This window comes from Neolewinella litorea (genome assembly GCF_004803465.1).
Classification (GTDB): domain Bacteria; phylum Bacteroidota; class Bacteroidia; order Chitinophagales; family Saprospiraceae; genus Neolewinella; species Neolewinella litorea.
Genome location: NZ_SRSF01000002.1, coordinates 293,231 through 310,544 on the forward strand (window position 1 = coordinate 293,231; position 17,314 = coordinate 310,544).

Below are 17,314 nucleotides of genomic sequence, written 5' to 3' on the forward strand. Positions count from 1 at the left end.
CCGTCCTTATACAATGGTGATTTTAAATTACACAAATTGGTATATATAGCATACTATATATTTTATATAATTTATATGCCGGAATAAATGGAATTTTCATTGTCAGTTGTGCAAATTTTTCTAATATTCCAGTAACTTAAAAATGATATAGGTATAGACAGGGGGGGGGAAGGGACTTTGCCTTTCCGCGTTGCGCAGGCGCCACGCGTAGTTTTCTCCGCTTCTCTACCAATCCGGCTTGATTTCTTTCGGGTTGCATATCGGGCCCGCTCACTTCGACACTAGCACAACACCATGAAATTCCCACAACCGGTAGCGCTCGCCTGCCTACTTTCTATCCTCTGCTCCTCCGCTTTCGCACATCCCTTCGGCACGCTTTTCCCACATGATCCATCCGGGACGCTACTATTAGAAAAGGTGCACCCCCGGGACCATTCCGAACTTTCCACTACCACGGAATATCGATCGCTGCTCCAGGCGGGAAAGCCTTTCCTCTCCCACCCCAGTCCGGAAAATGGAGCTACCGACGTGCCTACCCACGGGTTCCAGATCAGTGCCGCGGTCAACGTTCCAGATGGTTATGAGCTTTACGTTCCCTCGCTTATGGATCACGTCCATCTGTACGAGCAGACCGACACCGCCCTGATCGAAGTGCCCGCCAACTACAACGACACGGGGGGCGGGGACGCCATCACGCTGACCCCGACGACGACCCTAAAACCGGCGACCACCTACGTTTTCAGCGCGGTAGGCCTGGAAGCCAACCGTATCGGCGACGTAAACGACCGGATTACCTTCAAAAGGTTCAGTTCGCAGTTCACCACCTCGGCGGAAGCCGATACCAACCCCCCGGTAGCCCTCGACGGCGTGGCGTTCACCCAGGTCTTTGGCAACCAACTGGGAGCAGGCACTCAGGATCGCTTCACCTCCCTCGTTTTTGGCCCTGATGGCAAGCTCTACGCCTCCACCCTCGGCAACGTGATCAAGCGGTGGACGGTACTGTCCGACGGCACTTTGACCGACCTCGAAGAACTGACCATTAACCTTCAGCCCAGTCCGCATCCGATTACCGGAGTCACCTCGGCGGATCCCCGGCTTATCATCGGGCTGGCCTTCGCCCCGGAATCCAGAGCCGACAGCCTCGTCGCCTACGTATCCCACAGTGCCCACACCCTGTCGAATGGTCCGGAATGGGACGGCAAGATCACCCGGCTCAGCGGCCCCAATCTCCAGATCGTTCAGGACATTATCATTCACCTGCCGCGCTCGAAAAAAGATCACCTGACCAACAGCATTGCTTTCGGACCCGGTAACGACCTGTTCTTCCTGCAGGGCAGCAATTCCGCCGGTGGTGAACCCGACGCGCAGTGGGACCACCGGCCCGAACGACTTTTGTCGGCGGCCGCCCTGCGCTTACGGTTGAGCAAGCTCCCGGCCAGCCTCCCGCTCAGCGTATACACCTCCAGCAATATCAACGTAATCAATCAGGCCCCCGCAACCGGCCTCACCCTGTCCGACGGCAGCTACAACCCCTATTCGGAAGATTCCCCATTGATCCTTTATGCTACCGGCGTCCGCAACGCCTACGACCTGGTCTTTCACAGCAACGGATGGCTGTACATTCCCACTAATGGTACGGCCGGCAACAACACGTATTCCCCCAACATGCCGGCTTCGGCGGGTTACCTCAGCCAGGACACTTCCGGTATCGGCATCCGCCGTCCGAACGGTACTTTCTTCAACGATGCCACGGTACCGGGCGTCCAGGGCGGGGAAACCCAGAAAGACTGGCTTTTCAAGACCCGCGGCGGCAGCTACCATGGCCACCCAAATCCGTTCCGCGGAGAGTTCGTCCTCAACCACGGCGGGGTACCCTACTCCGGACTGCCGGGACAACTGATCCCCAACTACCGCGATGTGGAGAAATACCCCGTCGACCTGCCAGCCGACCCCAACTTCCGGGAAGTCGCCTACGACTTCGACATGAACAAGTCGCCCAACGGCGTCATCGAGTACCGGTCCAATGCCTTCGAGGGGAAACTGCAGGGCATGCTCCTGGTGGCCCGCTTCAGCGGCCAGGACGACATCATCGTGCTCCAACCCGGCAATAATTCCGGCGACATCATCCAGGCCTTCGAAGATATCCCCGGCCTGCAAAGCCTTGATGACCCTCTGGACATCACCGAGCACGTCCCTACCGGCAACCTGTACGTAGCCCAATACGACCGCGGCGGCAGTGGAAACGAGCGGCTGGTACTCATGCGCGTTGACGACCCCACCCTGCCTTCTCCCGTCATCGCCGCTTCACCGGAGGAAGAAGTTTTTCAGGCTACCGTTGGCGTAGCATCCGCGCAGTCAAGCAGTGCACCCATCACCATCACCAATGACGGCCAGGTCGACCTGCACATTACGTACGTGGTGGTCGACGGGGTTTACGCCACCCGCTTCAGTTTCACCGGGCCCAAAAACATTACTCTTGCTCCGGGGGCAAGTCAGCAATACGTGGTCACTTACCGGCCGACACTCGACGACAACGACCTGGGTTATCAGCAGGCCGAACTTGTTTTCCAGAGTGACGGCAATCAGGGAGCCCCCTACCACGTCGGCTTGCACGCCCTCAAGGTCAAGGACTATGGCGGCAGCAACGAGCCCGTACTGCAGGACGTAGTGAACGTACTCGGGGTGAGTACCGACATTGGCTGGAACACACTGACCACCACCACGGGTCCCGGCACCCAGGGCGACGAAGTGGTCGCTCCCCTGTTTGAGGCAGCCGGCCCCGGTACGGTGAGCATGACGCCCATTGCCCGCTATTCCACGGCCGAAACCCTTCCTTTCGGCTACTATACGCACAGCGGCGGCGTGGTGCAAGGCACCGAGATTGCCGCCGCGGCCGGTACCCTGGGTGAATCCCAGACGCTCTACCCCGAACTGTCCGGCGGTTCAACTTCCTTCACTCCCCCCGCCGAACCCTTCGGCCTGTATGTGTACTCCGGCAATTCCGGTCAGCATACCTACACAGAGGACGGTCTCAACGAAGCAAATGCACACCGCGCACGGTCCTACCCGGTCCTTAATCGCGACGGCATTCCGGTCCCGAACCAGTACGTCGTATGCATCGACGAGGACGGCGACGGCGATTACCAGGACTACGTGTTCATGCTGAGCAACGTGCAACCTGTTTTGGCGGGGCCGCAGGTGCTGGCGTTCGCTCCCGAAAGCCTTACTTATTCGGTTTATGAGGGGGGTGCATCGCAGACCCAGAGCAGCACCGTTTCCGCCACGAATGGCAGTTCGGGAGATCCCCTAACGCTGCAGGCCAGTGAACCCTGGGTTATCCTTCCCACCGCGGCAAACGTAGGTGAATCGGTCTCCATTACCGTAGACCCGACGGGGCTGGCGCAGGGCACCTACCTGGCGACCGTGACCGCCGCCGCTTCGAATTATACCCCGGCCGAGCTGCAATTATCCGCCACGGTAAATTCGAATGCCGGCTTTTCCGCCAAGATCAACTTCCAGGATAATTCCTTCAGTCCGCCCACCGGCTACCTAGCCGACGTTGGACTGCCCTACGGCGACCGGGGCGCACTCGACTACGGGTGGATCAACCCCTACACCAAATCGCCGCAGGACAATACCGCCGCCGCTCGCGGCGCGGAGCGGCAGGTGACGGACAGCAGTTCCGACCAGGACAAACTCAATCGGTCCTTCAACATGCTCGACTGGGGCAAGCAGGTCCCACCCGTCCCCCGGGACTGGGAAATCGCGGTACCCAACGGCGTTTACCTCGTGCAACTTTCGGCGGGTGATCCCAACTACACCGACAGCCGGCACACCATCCGCGCCGAGGGCGTCGTCATCATTGATGACTTCGTACCCACCCAATCCAACTACCGCAAGACAGGTTCCGCCTACGTAGAAGTGAAGGACGGACGGCTCACCATTGACGACAATGGCGCCCAGGGCATCGGTAACTCAAAGATTAACTACGTTTCCATCGAGCAGATCGACCTCGGCCCCGCTTCGGGCGCCCTGGTGCGTATCGAGAACCTCACCAAAACGCCCTTCAACAACCGCTCGTTCCCCAGCGACGAATTCTTCACTTTCCACCGGATGGACCATTCCTTCAGCTACCATGGGAATGCGCTGAAGACCCATGAGAAAAACAACTTCCGCATCCACAATGACGGTACTGCTCCGCTGGTTATCACGAACCTGACGACCACCTCCACGAAGGATTTCACCGTAACCGGGATCACTATCCCCCCCGGAGGGCTGACCATCAATCCCGGCGGTTTCGTGGATGCGACCCTGACCTTCGTCTCCACCGGTTTGCCCGGTCCGATGCTGGTCACCGACAAGTTGGTGCTGGAGTCCAACGCGGACAACAACCTGACCACCCACATCACCCTGCGCGGGGCCTTCATGCGGCTGCCGGAAGGGGGTAACGAAATTACCACCCAGCAAACGCTGGATGCCCTGGGTTTCATTACCGAGATGGGGCGCGACGCCAACGGCAGGGTGATCGACCGGCCCGGTTCGGACTACCCGACCGACGAGGACGTCAACGCCGGTAAGCTGGGTGATATGATCCTGTCCCGCTTCTGGTTGCAGGACGACCCGAACGAGCCGATACGGCTCTACCAACTCGCTGCCCTCCACGGCCCCGGCTATGCGCCTACGGAAATCAGAAACGCCAACCGTTCCCCCATCGATGGCTTTGTATTCCGTCACGGGGAAGCCTACCACCAGGCGCTTCTGCCCCGCCTCACGGACACTTCGCCGATGATCGCCGGTCGGGATATCGCCCGCATAACCGTTCCCTTCCAGGTGATGATCGCGGGATACAGCACGGCCGGCGGTTCCTTTGACGGTTCCCTGAGTAATGAGATCCTCGGGTGCCGGGCGTACAAGGCCATCGACCGCGACGGCAACGTGATCCCAAATGAATTCATCCTGATCCAGGACTACATCGAGAGCGGTTGCGGACCGGGAACGGCCAACTGCGACTTTCAGGACAATATCGTCTATATGACGAACGTCCGGCCGGTCGACCTGCCTAGCGCGGGTACCATTCCCAACTTCACGGTCGCCTCGCTGACCCCTAGTGATTACCGGATAGACGGTTACTTCGACCGCGGTTACGCTGGCAACCGCCTTTTGTACCGTGCTTCCCTGGTGAATGGCGCTTCCCTGCCTTCCTGGATTTCCCTGGAGGGGGAGTCGGGTACGTTCACCTTCAACGCCCCCGCTTCGGCGGTGGGAAAGTTCTTCGACATCACCGTGACGGCGACCGACGACAACCTCCGGATGGTAACCAGTGATTTTCGCCTAACGGTAAATCAAGGCACCGGCGAACCCGCCAACCAACCTCCGCAAGCGGTAGCCGTAGTCAGTCCATCGTCGGGAATCGCCCCCCTGCAAGTGACGCTGAATGGAAGTGGCTCTTCGGATAGTGACGGCACGATAGTCAGCTATGTCTGGACGTGGACGGGGGGCTCCGCCAGCGGGGCCAGTCCCCAGGTAACCTTCGCCGCCGGCACCTACACCATTACCCTAACAGTGACCGACGACGACGGTGCCCAAGACACCGACGTGGTGGTTGTCCAGGCGAGTCCGCCCTCCAACGGCGACCGCGCCTCCTCCTTCTGGCTCGAGGCCGAGTGCGCCGAGACCGGTAGCCTGTGGCGTACGGAGACCGACGCTTCGGCAAGCAATGGCAGCTACGTAGTATTCCCCAGCGGCAATTCCCATGATGTTCCTCCGCCCGACGTACCTGACAACCGCATCCGTTTCGCGCTGGTGGATGTCGAGGCCGGCAACTACCACCTGTTTGCCCGCGTCCTTGCTTCCGACGGAGGCAACGACTCCTACTGGGTACGCATAAACAATGGAACGTGGATAAAATGGAACAGCGGAATCGCGCAGGGCCAGTCGTTCAACTGGAACGAGTTGACGGGCACCCAGCCCTTCCTGATCGATGGCTACAACACGATAGATTTTGCCTACCGCGAGGACGGCACGAAACTGGATAAAATACATCTGGACAAAGACCCCACCCTCCCCGCGGATACGGGCGAAGCAGCGACCAACTGCGGCGGAGTTCCCGGCAATGCGCCCCCCGTGGCCGTCGCCGCCGCCAGCCCGACCAGCGGAACGGCACCCCTCAGCGTGCAGTTGGACGGTTCCGGATCCACTGACAATGACGGCAGCATCACCCAGTACGCCTGGAGCTGGTCGGGCGGCAGTGCCTCCGGCAGCTTGGCCTCCGCCACCTTCGCCGCCGGTACCCACGCCGTGACCCTGACCGTGACCGACGACGGCGGCGCCCAGGCCACCGACGTAGTGACCATTACCGCCAGCGGACCGCCGCCCCCGCCGGGCGCCAAGACCTCCGCCTGGCTGGAAGCCGAATGCGCCGCGGTGGGCAGCAACTGGGCAACCCAGACTTCCGCCCAGGCCTCCAACGGCTCGTTCACGGTGCCCACCACGGGCTCCGCCAGCACTACGCCGCCGGCCGACCTGCCGGAAAACCTGGTGCGCTTTGTCATCAGCGACTTGCAAGCTGGGAATTACCACCTTTTCGCACGCATTGATGCTCCTTCCGGCACCCAGGACTCTTACTGGGTAAGGGTGAACGACGGCGCGTGGTTCAAGTGGAACAGCGGCATGATCCGTGGCTCCGGGTTCGCCTGGAACCGCTACCCCGGTGGCCAGTTGGCCCTTATCAATGGCTCGAACACCGTGGACTTCGCCTTGCGCGAAGCGGGCACCGCCCTGGACAAGATCCACCTCGATCTGGAATCCACCCTGCCCTCGGGCGCCGGTGACCCAGCCACCAATTGCGATGGTACCCCCAGCAACGTACCGCCGATCGCCGTGGCCGCCGCAACCCCGACCAGCGGATCGGCGCCTCTGAGCGTGCAGCTGGACGGTTCCGGCTCTTCCGATAGCGACGGCAGCATCACCCAGTACGCCTGGAGCTGGTCCGGGGGCAGTGCCACCGGCAGCCTGGCCTCGGCTACCTTTGCGGCCGGCACCCACGCCGTGACCCTGACGGTGACCGACGACGATGGCGCCCAAGCGACCGACGTAGTTACCATCACCGCCAGCGAACCGCCACCCCCAGGCGCCAAAACCTCTACCTGGCTCGAAGCCGAATGCGCCGCGGTGGGCAGCAACTGGGCCACCCAGACTTCCGCCCAGGCCTCCAACGGCTCGTTCACGGTACCTAACACGGGCTCCGCCAGCAATACCCCGCCGGCCGACCTGCCGAAAAGTATGGTGCGCTTCGTCGTGAGCGATCTGCAGGCTGGCAACTACCACTTGTTTGTGCGCATTGACGCTCCCTCCGGCTCACAGGATTCCTATTGGGTGCGGGTGAACGAGGGCGCGTGGTTCAAATGGAACAGCGGCATGATCCGCGGCACCGGGTTCGCCTGGAACCGCTATCCCGGTGGCCAGCTGGCCCTCACTAACGGCACGAACACTGTGGACTTCGCTTTGCGCGAGGCGGGCACCGCCCTGGATAAGATCCATCTGGACCTGGATGCCACCCTGCCTACGGGAACGGGCGATCTGGCCACCAACTGTAGTCCGAACGGCGACGCCGACGGGGACGGAGTGGCCGACACAGAAGACAACTGCCCGAATTACTACAATCCGGACCAAACCCTGCCCACCTTTTACGCCGACTTGGACGGCGATGGTTACGGTGACCCGAACGATTCCTTTACCGGTTGTCCGAAGCCGGCGGATTACGTCGACAACAACCTGGACAATTGTCCGTCGGTTTACTCCACCAACCTGACGGACTCCGACAACGACGGTCTCGGCGATGCCTGCGACCCCGATACTCCGCCAGCAGAGGTATTGGTCATGGAAGCCGAATGCGGTGCCCTGGGCAGCGGCTGGCAAACGCGCGGTTCCGGCCAGGCTACCGGCGGCCAGTATATCGTGTACTTCGGATCATCCCATACGGCGGAGCCGACTACCCCCGATCCGACACAAGAAGTAACCTACAACGTATCGCTGGCATCCGGCGGAACTTACCACCTGTTCCTGCGATTGAACGCACCCGACGGGGGACGGAACTCCTTCTGGATCCGGATAGACGGGGGTTCCTGGATCAAGATGTGGGAAGAAATCGGTGGAGCACCGTTACTGACCAACGGTTTCGAATGGAGGAAAGTCAACCACGACGGCACCGACGTTTCGTTAACCCTCACAGCCGGTAACCACACGATAACCGTAGCTAACCGCGAGGCCGGTACCGAACTGGACAAACTGGTGCTGTCGCCCGATGCTACCCTGCCCATTGGGGAGGGCCCGGCCGCCACCAATTGCGGCCCCGCAGCTGCGGCGGAACCTTTAGCCGTTACGGCGGTCCCACCAATGAACTTGACTCACACGACCGATCTCGTGTTGTTCCCGAACCCGGCCTACAACGAACTGAACGTCAGATGGCTTGACGCGTCACGTGGCGCTACGACTATCATGGTAACCGACGTCGCCGGCCGACGCCTGATGGAGCAACAGCTGCAGAAGGAAACGGACGAGCTGCAGATAACGATAAACACAGCCGATTTACCGCAGGGAACCTATCGGGTAATTGCCATAACCGCCGGCACCCAACCAAGGACGGCCGTATTCGTCCGGATGTAAGGTCACTGAAATGTCATTGCTGTGTCATTTAAATGTGCCGGAATTAAATGTCCTTACCGCTATTAAATCCCGCTGCCGGTCGCCCGTATATCAAGCATCTTGGTAGTGCCGCGCGCCGGCAGCGGCTATGATAAGGTACTGAGGAGCAGTATTTCAGCCGGCCATCCCCGGCCTTAAATTCGCGGTAGTTATATATGTCTGCGCTTGGTTTATGCAAGCCTCTTATCTTCGTGTTGTTTTTACTACCGGAATAACTAAAAAGGAATTTAGAGGATGGCTTTAGCTTGCAAACTCCGGACCGGACAGGTTCGACCTATACTCCTACGTGGGAGTTTCATCATTTTTCTCACCTTGCTGGCTACCCTGAGTAGCATTTCCGCCGCTCCAGCCTTTGGGCTGACCGCCAGCAGTATCCCCGCCCTCACCGTTACCACTGAAGTCCAGCGCGACTACATCGTAAACGGTGCATTTGCCACCGATCAGGAAAACTCGGCACTGACCTTCACCGCCACCCTGGCGAACGGCAGCGCCCTTCCTTCCTGGATCAACCTGAACTCCGATACCGGAATATTTTCCGTTCGGGCCCCCACTTCCGCCCGCGGCCAGGTCCATCAGGTCCGGGTCACGGCAACCGATGCCGGCGGCGCAAAAACGTCGGTCAACTTCTACATTGCCGTTGACGACGAGAGTCTGGGTTGCACCCTGGACGCTAACACCGACCGGCTGGCTCGCATGCTGAACTGCACTACCGGCAAAGCGAGACTCCGCGGCTACAGTTCCACCAATTCTTACCGGTGGACCGGTCCCAACGGTTTCACTTCCAGCTCACAGGAACCGGACGTCACCGTACCTGGCTTGTACACCCTCACGACCGGCGAAGGCAGCTGCGCCCGCAAGCAAGTGGTTGAGGTCAAGCCGGCACCCGCCGGTTGCAAGGAAACCGACAAGAACGTTATCCCCGTGGCCAAGATCGATGCTGACCGCTTCAGTGGTCAGGCACCGCTCACCCTTACGCTGGATGGCCTGCTGTCTTACGACTCCGACGGTTCGGTCATTGAATACGAGTGGTCCTGGGAAGGAACTACCGCCGCCGGGCCAACGCCCACGGCGACCTTCGAAGCAGGTACCCACAAGGTGATTCTTACGGTTACCGACAATACCGGCGCCAAATCCACCGACTACGTAACCATTGAAGTGACCAACTCCGACCACGTACGCTACCGCTCCTACTGGCTGGAAGCCGAGTGCGCGACGGTTGGCAGCAAGTGGTCGGTCGGCAGCAGCGGATCGGCATCCGAGGGCAAGTACGTCTACTCCAAGAACGCCTCTACCTCCTCGGCCCCGAGCGATGTTCCCGAGAACCAGATCCGCTTCACCCTGACGAACGCGGAGGCCGGCAATTACTACCTCTTCGCCCGCATCGACGCCGCCACCAACGCCGACGATTCCTACTGGGTACGCGTCAACGGAAAATCCTGGTACGAGTGGAACACCGGTATCATCTCTGGCCAAGGCTTCCAGTGGAATGAAATGATGGACTTCCAGGCCTACCTCACGGAAGGCACGAACACCATCGACTTCGCCTTCCGCGAAGCGGACGCCCGCCTCGACAAGGTCCACCTGAACAAGCAGAATGCCAAGCCCTCCGGCAACGGTGATGCGGCTACCAACTGCTACGCACCGGCCAACGTGCCACCCGTAGCCGTAGCCAGCGCTTCAACGTACTCCGGCACGGCTCCCCTAACCCTTACCCTTGATGGCAGTGGTTCCACGGACAAGGACGGAAAGATCGTGAGCTACGACTGGTCGTGGAACGGCGGATCAGCCAGCGGAATAAACAAGGAAACTACCTTCCCGACCGGCACCTACAAGGTGACCCTCACCGTAAAGGATGACGACGGCGCTACCGGCACCAACGTCATCACGGTACAGGTAGCCGACGACGTAGCAGCCAAGGGTGGCAACTCCATCTGGCTTGAGGCGGAATGCGGCACTGTCGGTTCGATCTGGGCCGTAAAGAAATCCACCGCCGCTTCGGGAGGCACCTACGTGGTACCCACTGGGTCGAACGCCTACAACGAAGCTCCATCTGACGTGCCGAACAACCGCGTCCGGTTCACCTTCAACAGTCCCGCCACGAGCAAATACAAGCTGTTTGCCCGCATTAATGCCCCGACCAATGGCGACGATTCCTACTGGGTACGTATAAATGGTGGATCGTGGATCAAGTGGTACAGCGGTATAACCCAGGGCGGAGGTTTTACCTGGAACCGCCTGCCCGGTGACGCCTTCCAACTGACGGCCGGATCGAATACCATCGATTTTGCCTACCGTGAGAACGGAGCGATGCTCGACAAGCTTTACCTGACCGACACCAACAGCACTCCTTCCGGTGAGGGCGGCTCGGTCTCGAACTGCCAAGCCACGGAAACGGTGTACACCCAATACCTGGAGGCCGAGTGTGCCAAAGTGGGCAGCGGCTGGAACCAGAATCAGAGCTCCGGCGCCTCGAATGGTAAATACGTGGTGTTCTCGGGTAATAACATTACCAGTGAACCCTCCGCTACGGACCTGAGCCAGCAGGTTCAGTTCACCGTGGATGCCGCGGGCAGTGGAACCTTCTACCTTTTCCTGCGTCTTGATGCACCCGACCTGGGCAGCAACTCCCTCTGGGTCAAGTTTGACGACGGCAAGTGGATGCGTTACTGGACCGAAGTCGGAGGTGATAACCTCCTGACCAACGGCTTTGAGTGGCGCCGATTCAACAACGACGGAAAGGAGATTTCCTTCAACGTCAATGCCGGCAACCACACGGTTACCATCGCCAACCGCGAAACTGGAACGAAACTGGACAAAATCGCCTTCTCGAGGGGCACTGCCCTTCCTCCCGGGATGGGTGGCCAGGCCGCTAACTGCGGCACCACCTCGCAGTCGATGACCAACACCAGCATGTCGGTTACCCAATCGACCGTACAGTCCGAGTCGGTTGAAACGGCGGAAGGCGTGACCGTTTACCCGAACCCCGCCGTCGAAGACCTCAACGTTTCGCTGAACAGCACCTACGAAGGTGCCGTACAGGTAACCATAATTGACGTCAACGGCCGTGAGCTGAGCACCTCCACCCACGACAAGGTGGGCGAGAACCTGAGCATCGACCTGAACGTACGTAACCTGCCCAGTGGCATGTACCGCCTGCGGATCATTGAAGGTGAGAACCAGCGAGTGCAACCCTTCGTACGCCTCTAGTTGCGCACAACCGTTGTAGCTTTGTGAATCGTAGGGCCAGGTGCATACACCTGGCCCTACTCACTTTACCAGCTACCCATTATGACCAGGCAACGCATCGAAGCGGCCATCGCCGTAAAGCAGGCCATACTGGCCGACCGGGGCCTACTGGACCGTCTGCAGGCGGCTACGCAGGCCTGCGTAGCTACCTTCCGGGCGGGCGGGAAGGTTCTTTTCTGCGGCAATGGAGGCTCGGCGGCCGACGCCCAGCACCTGGCGGCCGAACTTAGCGGACGGTTCTACATGGATCGCCCGCCCCTGTTTGCCGAGGCCATGCACGTCAATACCAGTTTTCTCACCGCGGTAGCCAACGATTACGGCTACGATCACGCCTTCTCCCGCCTGACCACCGCCATGGGGCGGCCCGGCGACGTGCTGTTCCTGCTGAGCACCAGTGGCAACAGCCGCAACGTACTGGCCGCGGCGGTCGCGGGTAAAAAAGCGGGCTGTACCCTGATTGCCATGACGGGCTCGAGCGGCGGCGAACTCGGTCAGTTGGTAGACATCCTGGTCAATATACCCAGCGACGATACCCCGCGCATTCAGGAGGCCCACATTCTGCTCGGCCATATTCTCTGCGAGGACGTGGAACAACAATTATTCGGACCAAGCACCGACGCATGATACTCCCCCCTGACCTGACGCTGGTGTTGGCCAGCAAATCACCCCGCCGGAGCTACCTGCTCGAACAGGCTGGTATTCCCTTCACCATACGTACCGCGGAGGTAGAGGAAGTGTACCCCCCGGATACCCCCGTACTCGACGTAGCCCCCTATCTGGCCCGCCTCAAGGCCGATGGGGCCAGGCACCTGCTGCAGTCGGACCAGGAGGTGTTGCTTACGGCCGACAGTGTCGTCATCCTGAACGAGGAAATCTTCGGCAAGCCGCGCGACCGGCAGCACGCCATCGAAACCATCGGACGCCTATCCGGACAGCGGCACACCGTCGTGACCGGTTGCTGCCTGCTTTCGCGACACAAACAGATCGTCTTCAGCGGCACGGCCCAGGTGTATATGCATACCATTACGCCCCGAGAAATCGAGACCTACGTGGACCGGTACCAACCCTTCGACAAGGCCGGTGCCTACGCGATTCAGGAGTGGATCGGGCTGGCCAAGATCCGGCGTATCGAGGGTACCTATCCTACCATTATGGGGCTGCCCGTCGACCTAGTTTACGAGCGATTGCTGACATTTTAATGCCAGAATATGTAGGCTGAAGGGCAACCGGGGCACACGGATCGCCCGTCGTTTGCTTTGCACCCGCGGCCGCGGCAAACGATCGACGCTTTTTGACCGGACAAATTATAGTATCTTCGCGGCCCATCCGTAAAGGGTGTGGACAAACGTATAAGCTGACTTTATGGCACTGATTGGTAAGATTCGAAACAATCCCATCCTGGTACTCCTCTTTATCGGGGGAGGCATCCTTCTGTTCGTGTTATCCGACATCATGAACAGCGGCAGCAGCGGCCCTATCGGGCCGGCGGAAGCCATGATGGCCCGCGTGGGTGAGATCGAGATCGAACGCAATGATTTTGAGCGTACCCTTTCCGTAGCCGGAAGCTCCGCCGACGCCTACCAGAGCCGCGACAACCTCTGGCGCTACTACCTCACCGAAAGCCTGATCCGCAATGAAACGGAACTCCTTGGCCTGGAAGTGAGCCGCCCGGAACTGGAAGAACTCACCTACGGGCCGCGTTACAGCCCGGTGATTCGTCAATCCTACGGTGACCCGCAGACCGGCCAGGTCAACGCCCAACTGCTCAACAGCGTGCGTACCCGGATCCAGGAAAACAGCATCACGGAGGCCATCGAGGCCGGTGAACTGCCCCCGAACTTCGTCGACATCTGGAAGTACCAGAACCGCCAGGTGAGCACCCAGCGACTGCAGGAAAAACTCAGCGCCCTGGTATCAAAGGCCATGTACGCCCCCAGCTGGCTGGCCCAGGACTACGCCGATGAAATGACCGGCAATCGCCGCGTGGCTTTGCTGCGCGTACCCTTTGACGAACTGGACAACGACGAAGTAGAAGTCACCGACGCCGACGTGCAGCGCTACATCGACGAGAACCAGAGCCTGTTCACCAATCTGGAAGAAACCCGTCAGCTGGCCTACGTCAGTTTCGACGTTGAAGCTACCCCCAGCGATTCCGCCGCCGTACGCTCCCTGCTGCAGGAAGTTGCCGAGGACTGGCGCAATACCTCCACGCGGGACGACAGTCTTTTCGCCCTGACGGCCAACGGCTCCTTTACCGGAACCTACCTGACGGAAGACGAACTGGCCCCCTCCGTAGCCGACGTGGTCATGAACGAAATGGAGATCGGCGAGGTGTACGGCCCCTTCACCGAGGGTTCCATTATGGCACTGGTTAAACTGATCGACCGCCGCGAGATGGCCGACAGCGTGACGATTCGCCGGATTGTTCGCAATGCCACTATTCCTGCTCAATTTACGGAAGCCAACCGGCTGCTGGACAGTCTGCAAACCGTACTGGCCGCCGAGCCCGGCAAGTTTTCCGCCCTCGCCAGCGAATTCAACCGTGATCCCCGCAGCATCGCTACGGACGGCGTGTTGGAAAACGTTACCCCAGGCCAACTCGAGCCCCCCGTCAATCGTCTTGCCTTCGTAAGCGGGCAGACGGGCCGCTTCTACAAGGTACGGACACAGGCCGGCGTACAACTTGTCGAGATCGTACGCCGCAGCAAGACCACCTCCACCCGCGCCAAAGTGGGCTACGCTACCGAATCGATGATACCGAGCAAGGATACCGAGGACGCTGCCCGGGCCCGCGCCGAGGAATTCCTCTCCGGCAAATCCAACCTGGAGGAACTCAAGGCCGCTGCCCAGCAGGAAGGCTACACCTTAGGAACCACTGCCCCCCTGGGCATTGGCACCTACAATATTCCCGCACTCGGATCCGGACAGGACGTTCGCGAAATGATCTGCTGGGCCTTCGGAGCGGATCAGGGTGACGTGAGTGGGTTCGTGTACACCTTTACCGACCCGAACTTCTTCTACGAGAACAAGTACGTGGTCGTCGGCTTGGATAACATTCTCCCGCAAGGCGTCCCCCCCGTCGCCGCCGTGCGGGAATCGGTCACCCCCGCCGTCCTCAATGAGCTGAAAGGTGAAAAACTGGCCACTGCCCTTCAGGGTATGGACCTTGCCGCCGCGGCCAGTCAGTACGCCGTCAACATCGACACCCTGAACGCGGTGAACTTCACCCAGACGGCCCTCGGCCAGGGCATCGGTACCGAACCCAAGGTCATTGCCGCCGCCAGCAAGCTGGCTACCGGCACCGTGAGTGCGCCCATCGTGGGCCGCAACGGCGTTTACCTGGTGCAGCCGCTTTCCGATGCCCCCACCGGTGCCAGCGGCAGTCTGCCCACGGCCCGTCAGGTCATCAATACCAACAGCCGGAACCGCGTGCCCCAGCAGCTCCTTACCGCCCTCCGCAACGAGATCGAGGTGGAGGACCAGCGTATGAGCACGGAGTGCAGCGGACTGCGTTAATTCACCCCTGCCGCCGGTATAATTTCTAGCTTTGGCGGTACAAAATGAAAAGACATGTCTGAAATCAAGCATGCGGGTATCAAGGGCTACATCCTGCTCGGCGGCTTTATTGCCTTTCTGTTGTTCGTGATCCTGGTGGTTTACCTCTACAAGGCCAACCAGGCGTTCGTGCCCGAGCAGCCCGACCTGTACGGTCAGCTGCAGGCCGCGTTCACCTCGTGGTGGGCCTGATCAGGTTATTGGTACTCTGCCTGCTGATTGCGGGCTGCGTGAACGACCCCGCCGAAGTGGCCCGGTTGGAGGAGACCCTGGACGATCAGGTTGAACTAGCCGAAGGCGTCCAGATTCTGTACAGTGATTCCGCCCGGGTACGCCTCATCCTGGAGGCCCCGACGATGTACAACTACCTGACTCCCTCCGACCCCCGGCAGGAGTTTCCTGATGGCGTGACCGCCTATTTTCTTGACGAGAATCAGGACACCAGCAGTACGCTGGTAGCGCAGCACGGGGTGTACCGGCGGCGGAATAACCTGATCACCGTCCGCGACAGCGTGGTTTGGCAATCGGTAGACCAGCAACGACTGGAAACGGAGGAACTTAACTGGGACGAACAGCGCGAACTTATCTACACCAACAAATTCGTCGTCCTTACGCAGCCCGACTACATCATCACGGGATACGGCCTGGAAAGTGACCCCGGTTTCGCCAATGCCAGGGTACTGCAGGTTGACGGGCGCATACCTGTAAGCCGGCCGGCAAACTGAGATTTTCCGTAGATTTGGAGGTATTACCACTCCTGCATGCTACTTAACGCCGTAATCATTGAAGACGAACGTAAGGGACTCGTCAACCTCAAGCAAATGCTCAACCTCCACTGCCCTGACGTGGAGGTCATTGGCGACGCCGACGGCGTGAATACGGGCTGCGCTCTCTTCCAGCGCCCGGACATCAAGCCCGACGTGGCCTTTCTCGACATCAACCTCGGCGACGGGAAGGTCTTTCAGATGATCGAGCGGATCCAGCCCATCGATTTTGACATCATCTTCGTAACGGCCTACGATCATTTCGCGATGAAGGCCTGCGAGTATTCCAGTATTGGTTACATCCTCAAACCTATTGACCCCGACCGCCTCATCGAGGCCGTCTCGCGGGTGCGACCCCGGCAACTGGCCCGGACGGACGAGCGGCTGGAGGTGCTGCGCCAGTACCAGAACCAGCCCAATTCCTTCGAAAAGATGAGCATCGGGGGCGTCGACGGGATCCACTTCGTCAAGATCCGCGACATCATTCGCTTCGAGGCGGAGGACAACTACACCCACATCTTCCTGAAAAACGGGCAGCGCATCACGGCTTCCAAGACCATCAAGCTGTACGAGGATATGCTGGCTCCCTTCAACTTCTACCGCGTCCACAAGCGGCACGTCATCAATATGAACTACATGAAGAAATTCGTGAAAGGAGAGGGCGGTTACCTGGTCATGGACGACGATATGCGTATCGAGGTAAGTCGCCGGCGGCGGGCGGCTTTTATGACGCAACTGCGAATGCTGCAAGAATTATAGTTAACTTACACATATTGTATACATTTGGAGCGTTCACTCCATAGGCCCACTTAAGCGGTTGTTCCGTCACGCGGATCGCCGCCCGTACATTAACCACGCACAAAGACACTCTTCCCCATGGCGCAAAACGGGAAAAAAACAATTGAGGAACTACGCAACGACCAGCAGGTGAAGGTGCTGGACCGCAACGCGATGGACCAGGTAACCGGCGGCAAGCGTCGCGGGCACTGGTTTCGGCGGGTTTGCGGCGGCATCATGCCCCAGTAAGTCCAGTTCCCCCTACCGCA

General features: G+C 59.7%; 9 protein-coding genes. All 9 read left to right on the top strand.

Going from position 1 to position 17,314, the window contains the following annotated elements; translation table 11 throughout:
• Positions 1–417 precede the first annotated feature (417 nt).
• The gene (locus E4021_RS06930) at positions 418–8,664 is read left to right on the top strand and encodes a PKD domain-containing protein (RefSeq protein WP_168797498.1); all 8,247 of its coding nucleotides are present in this window, start codon (positions 418–420) and stop codon (positions 8,662–8,664) included.
• Positions 8,665–9,015: 351 nt separating this feature from the next.
• Positions 9,016–11,910, top strand: a complete 2,895-nt coding sequence (locus E4021_RS06935) for a PKD domain-containing protein (protein ID WP_168797499.1) — start codon at positions 9,016–9,018, stop codon at positions 11,908–11,910.
• An 81-nt stretch (positions 11,911–11,991) separates the two neighbouring features.
• On the top strand, positions 11,992–12,573 hold the full coding sequence (locus E4021_RS06940) for a D-sedoheptulose-7-phosphate isomerase (RefSeq protein ID WP_136457751.1): 582 nt from the start codon (positions 11,992–11,994) through the stop codon (positions 12,571–12,573).
• A complete protein-coding gene (locus tag E4021_RS06945; protein ID WP_136457753.1) occupies positions 12,570–13,148 on the top strand; it encodes a Maf family nucleotide pyrophosphatase in 579 nt (192 codons plus the stop codon). The genes E4021_RS06940 and E4021_RS06945 overlap by 4 nt, the downstream gene beginning before the upstream one ends.
• Positions 13,149–13,311: 163 nt before the next feature.
• Positions 13,312–15,465: a peptidylprolyl isomerase gene (locus tag E4021_RS06950; RefSeq protein WP_136457755.1), complete on the top strand. Its 2,154-nt coding sequence runs from the start codon at positions 13,312–13,314 to the stop codon at positions 15,463–15,465.
• Between the two features lie 54 nt (positions 15,466–15,519).
• The gene (locus E4021_RS18030) at positions 15,520–15,696 is read left to right on the top strand and encodes a hypothetical protein (RefSeq protein WP_168797476.1); all 177 of its coding nucleotides are present in this window, start codon (positions 15,520–15,522) and stop codon (positions 15,694–15,696) included.
• Positions 15,697–15,704: 8 nt separating this feature from the next.
• The gene (lptC, locus tag E4021_RS06955) at positions 15,705–16,229 is read left to right on the top strand and encodes an LPS export ABC transporter periplasmic protein LptC (RefSeq protein ID WP_168797500.1); all 525 of its coding nucleotides are present in this window, start codon (positions 15,705–15,707) and stop codon (positions 16,227–16,229) included.
• Positions 16,230–16,265: 36 nt separating this feature from the next.
• Positions 16,266–17,027: a LytR/AlgR family response regulator transcription factor gene (locus E4021_RS06960; protein WP_136457759.1), complete on the top strand. Its 762-nt coding sequence runs from the start codon at positions 16,266–16,268 to the stop codon at positions 17,025–17,027.
• A 117-nt stretch (positions 17,028–17,144) separates the two neighbouring features.
• On the top strand, positions 17,145–17,294 hold the full coding sequence (locus E4021_RS18035; protein WP_168797501.1) for a hypothetical protein: 150 nt from the start codon (positions 17,145–17,147) through the stop codon (positions 17,292–17,294).
• Positions 17,295–17,314: the final 20 nt, after the last annotated feature.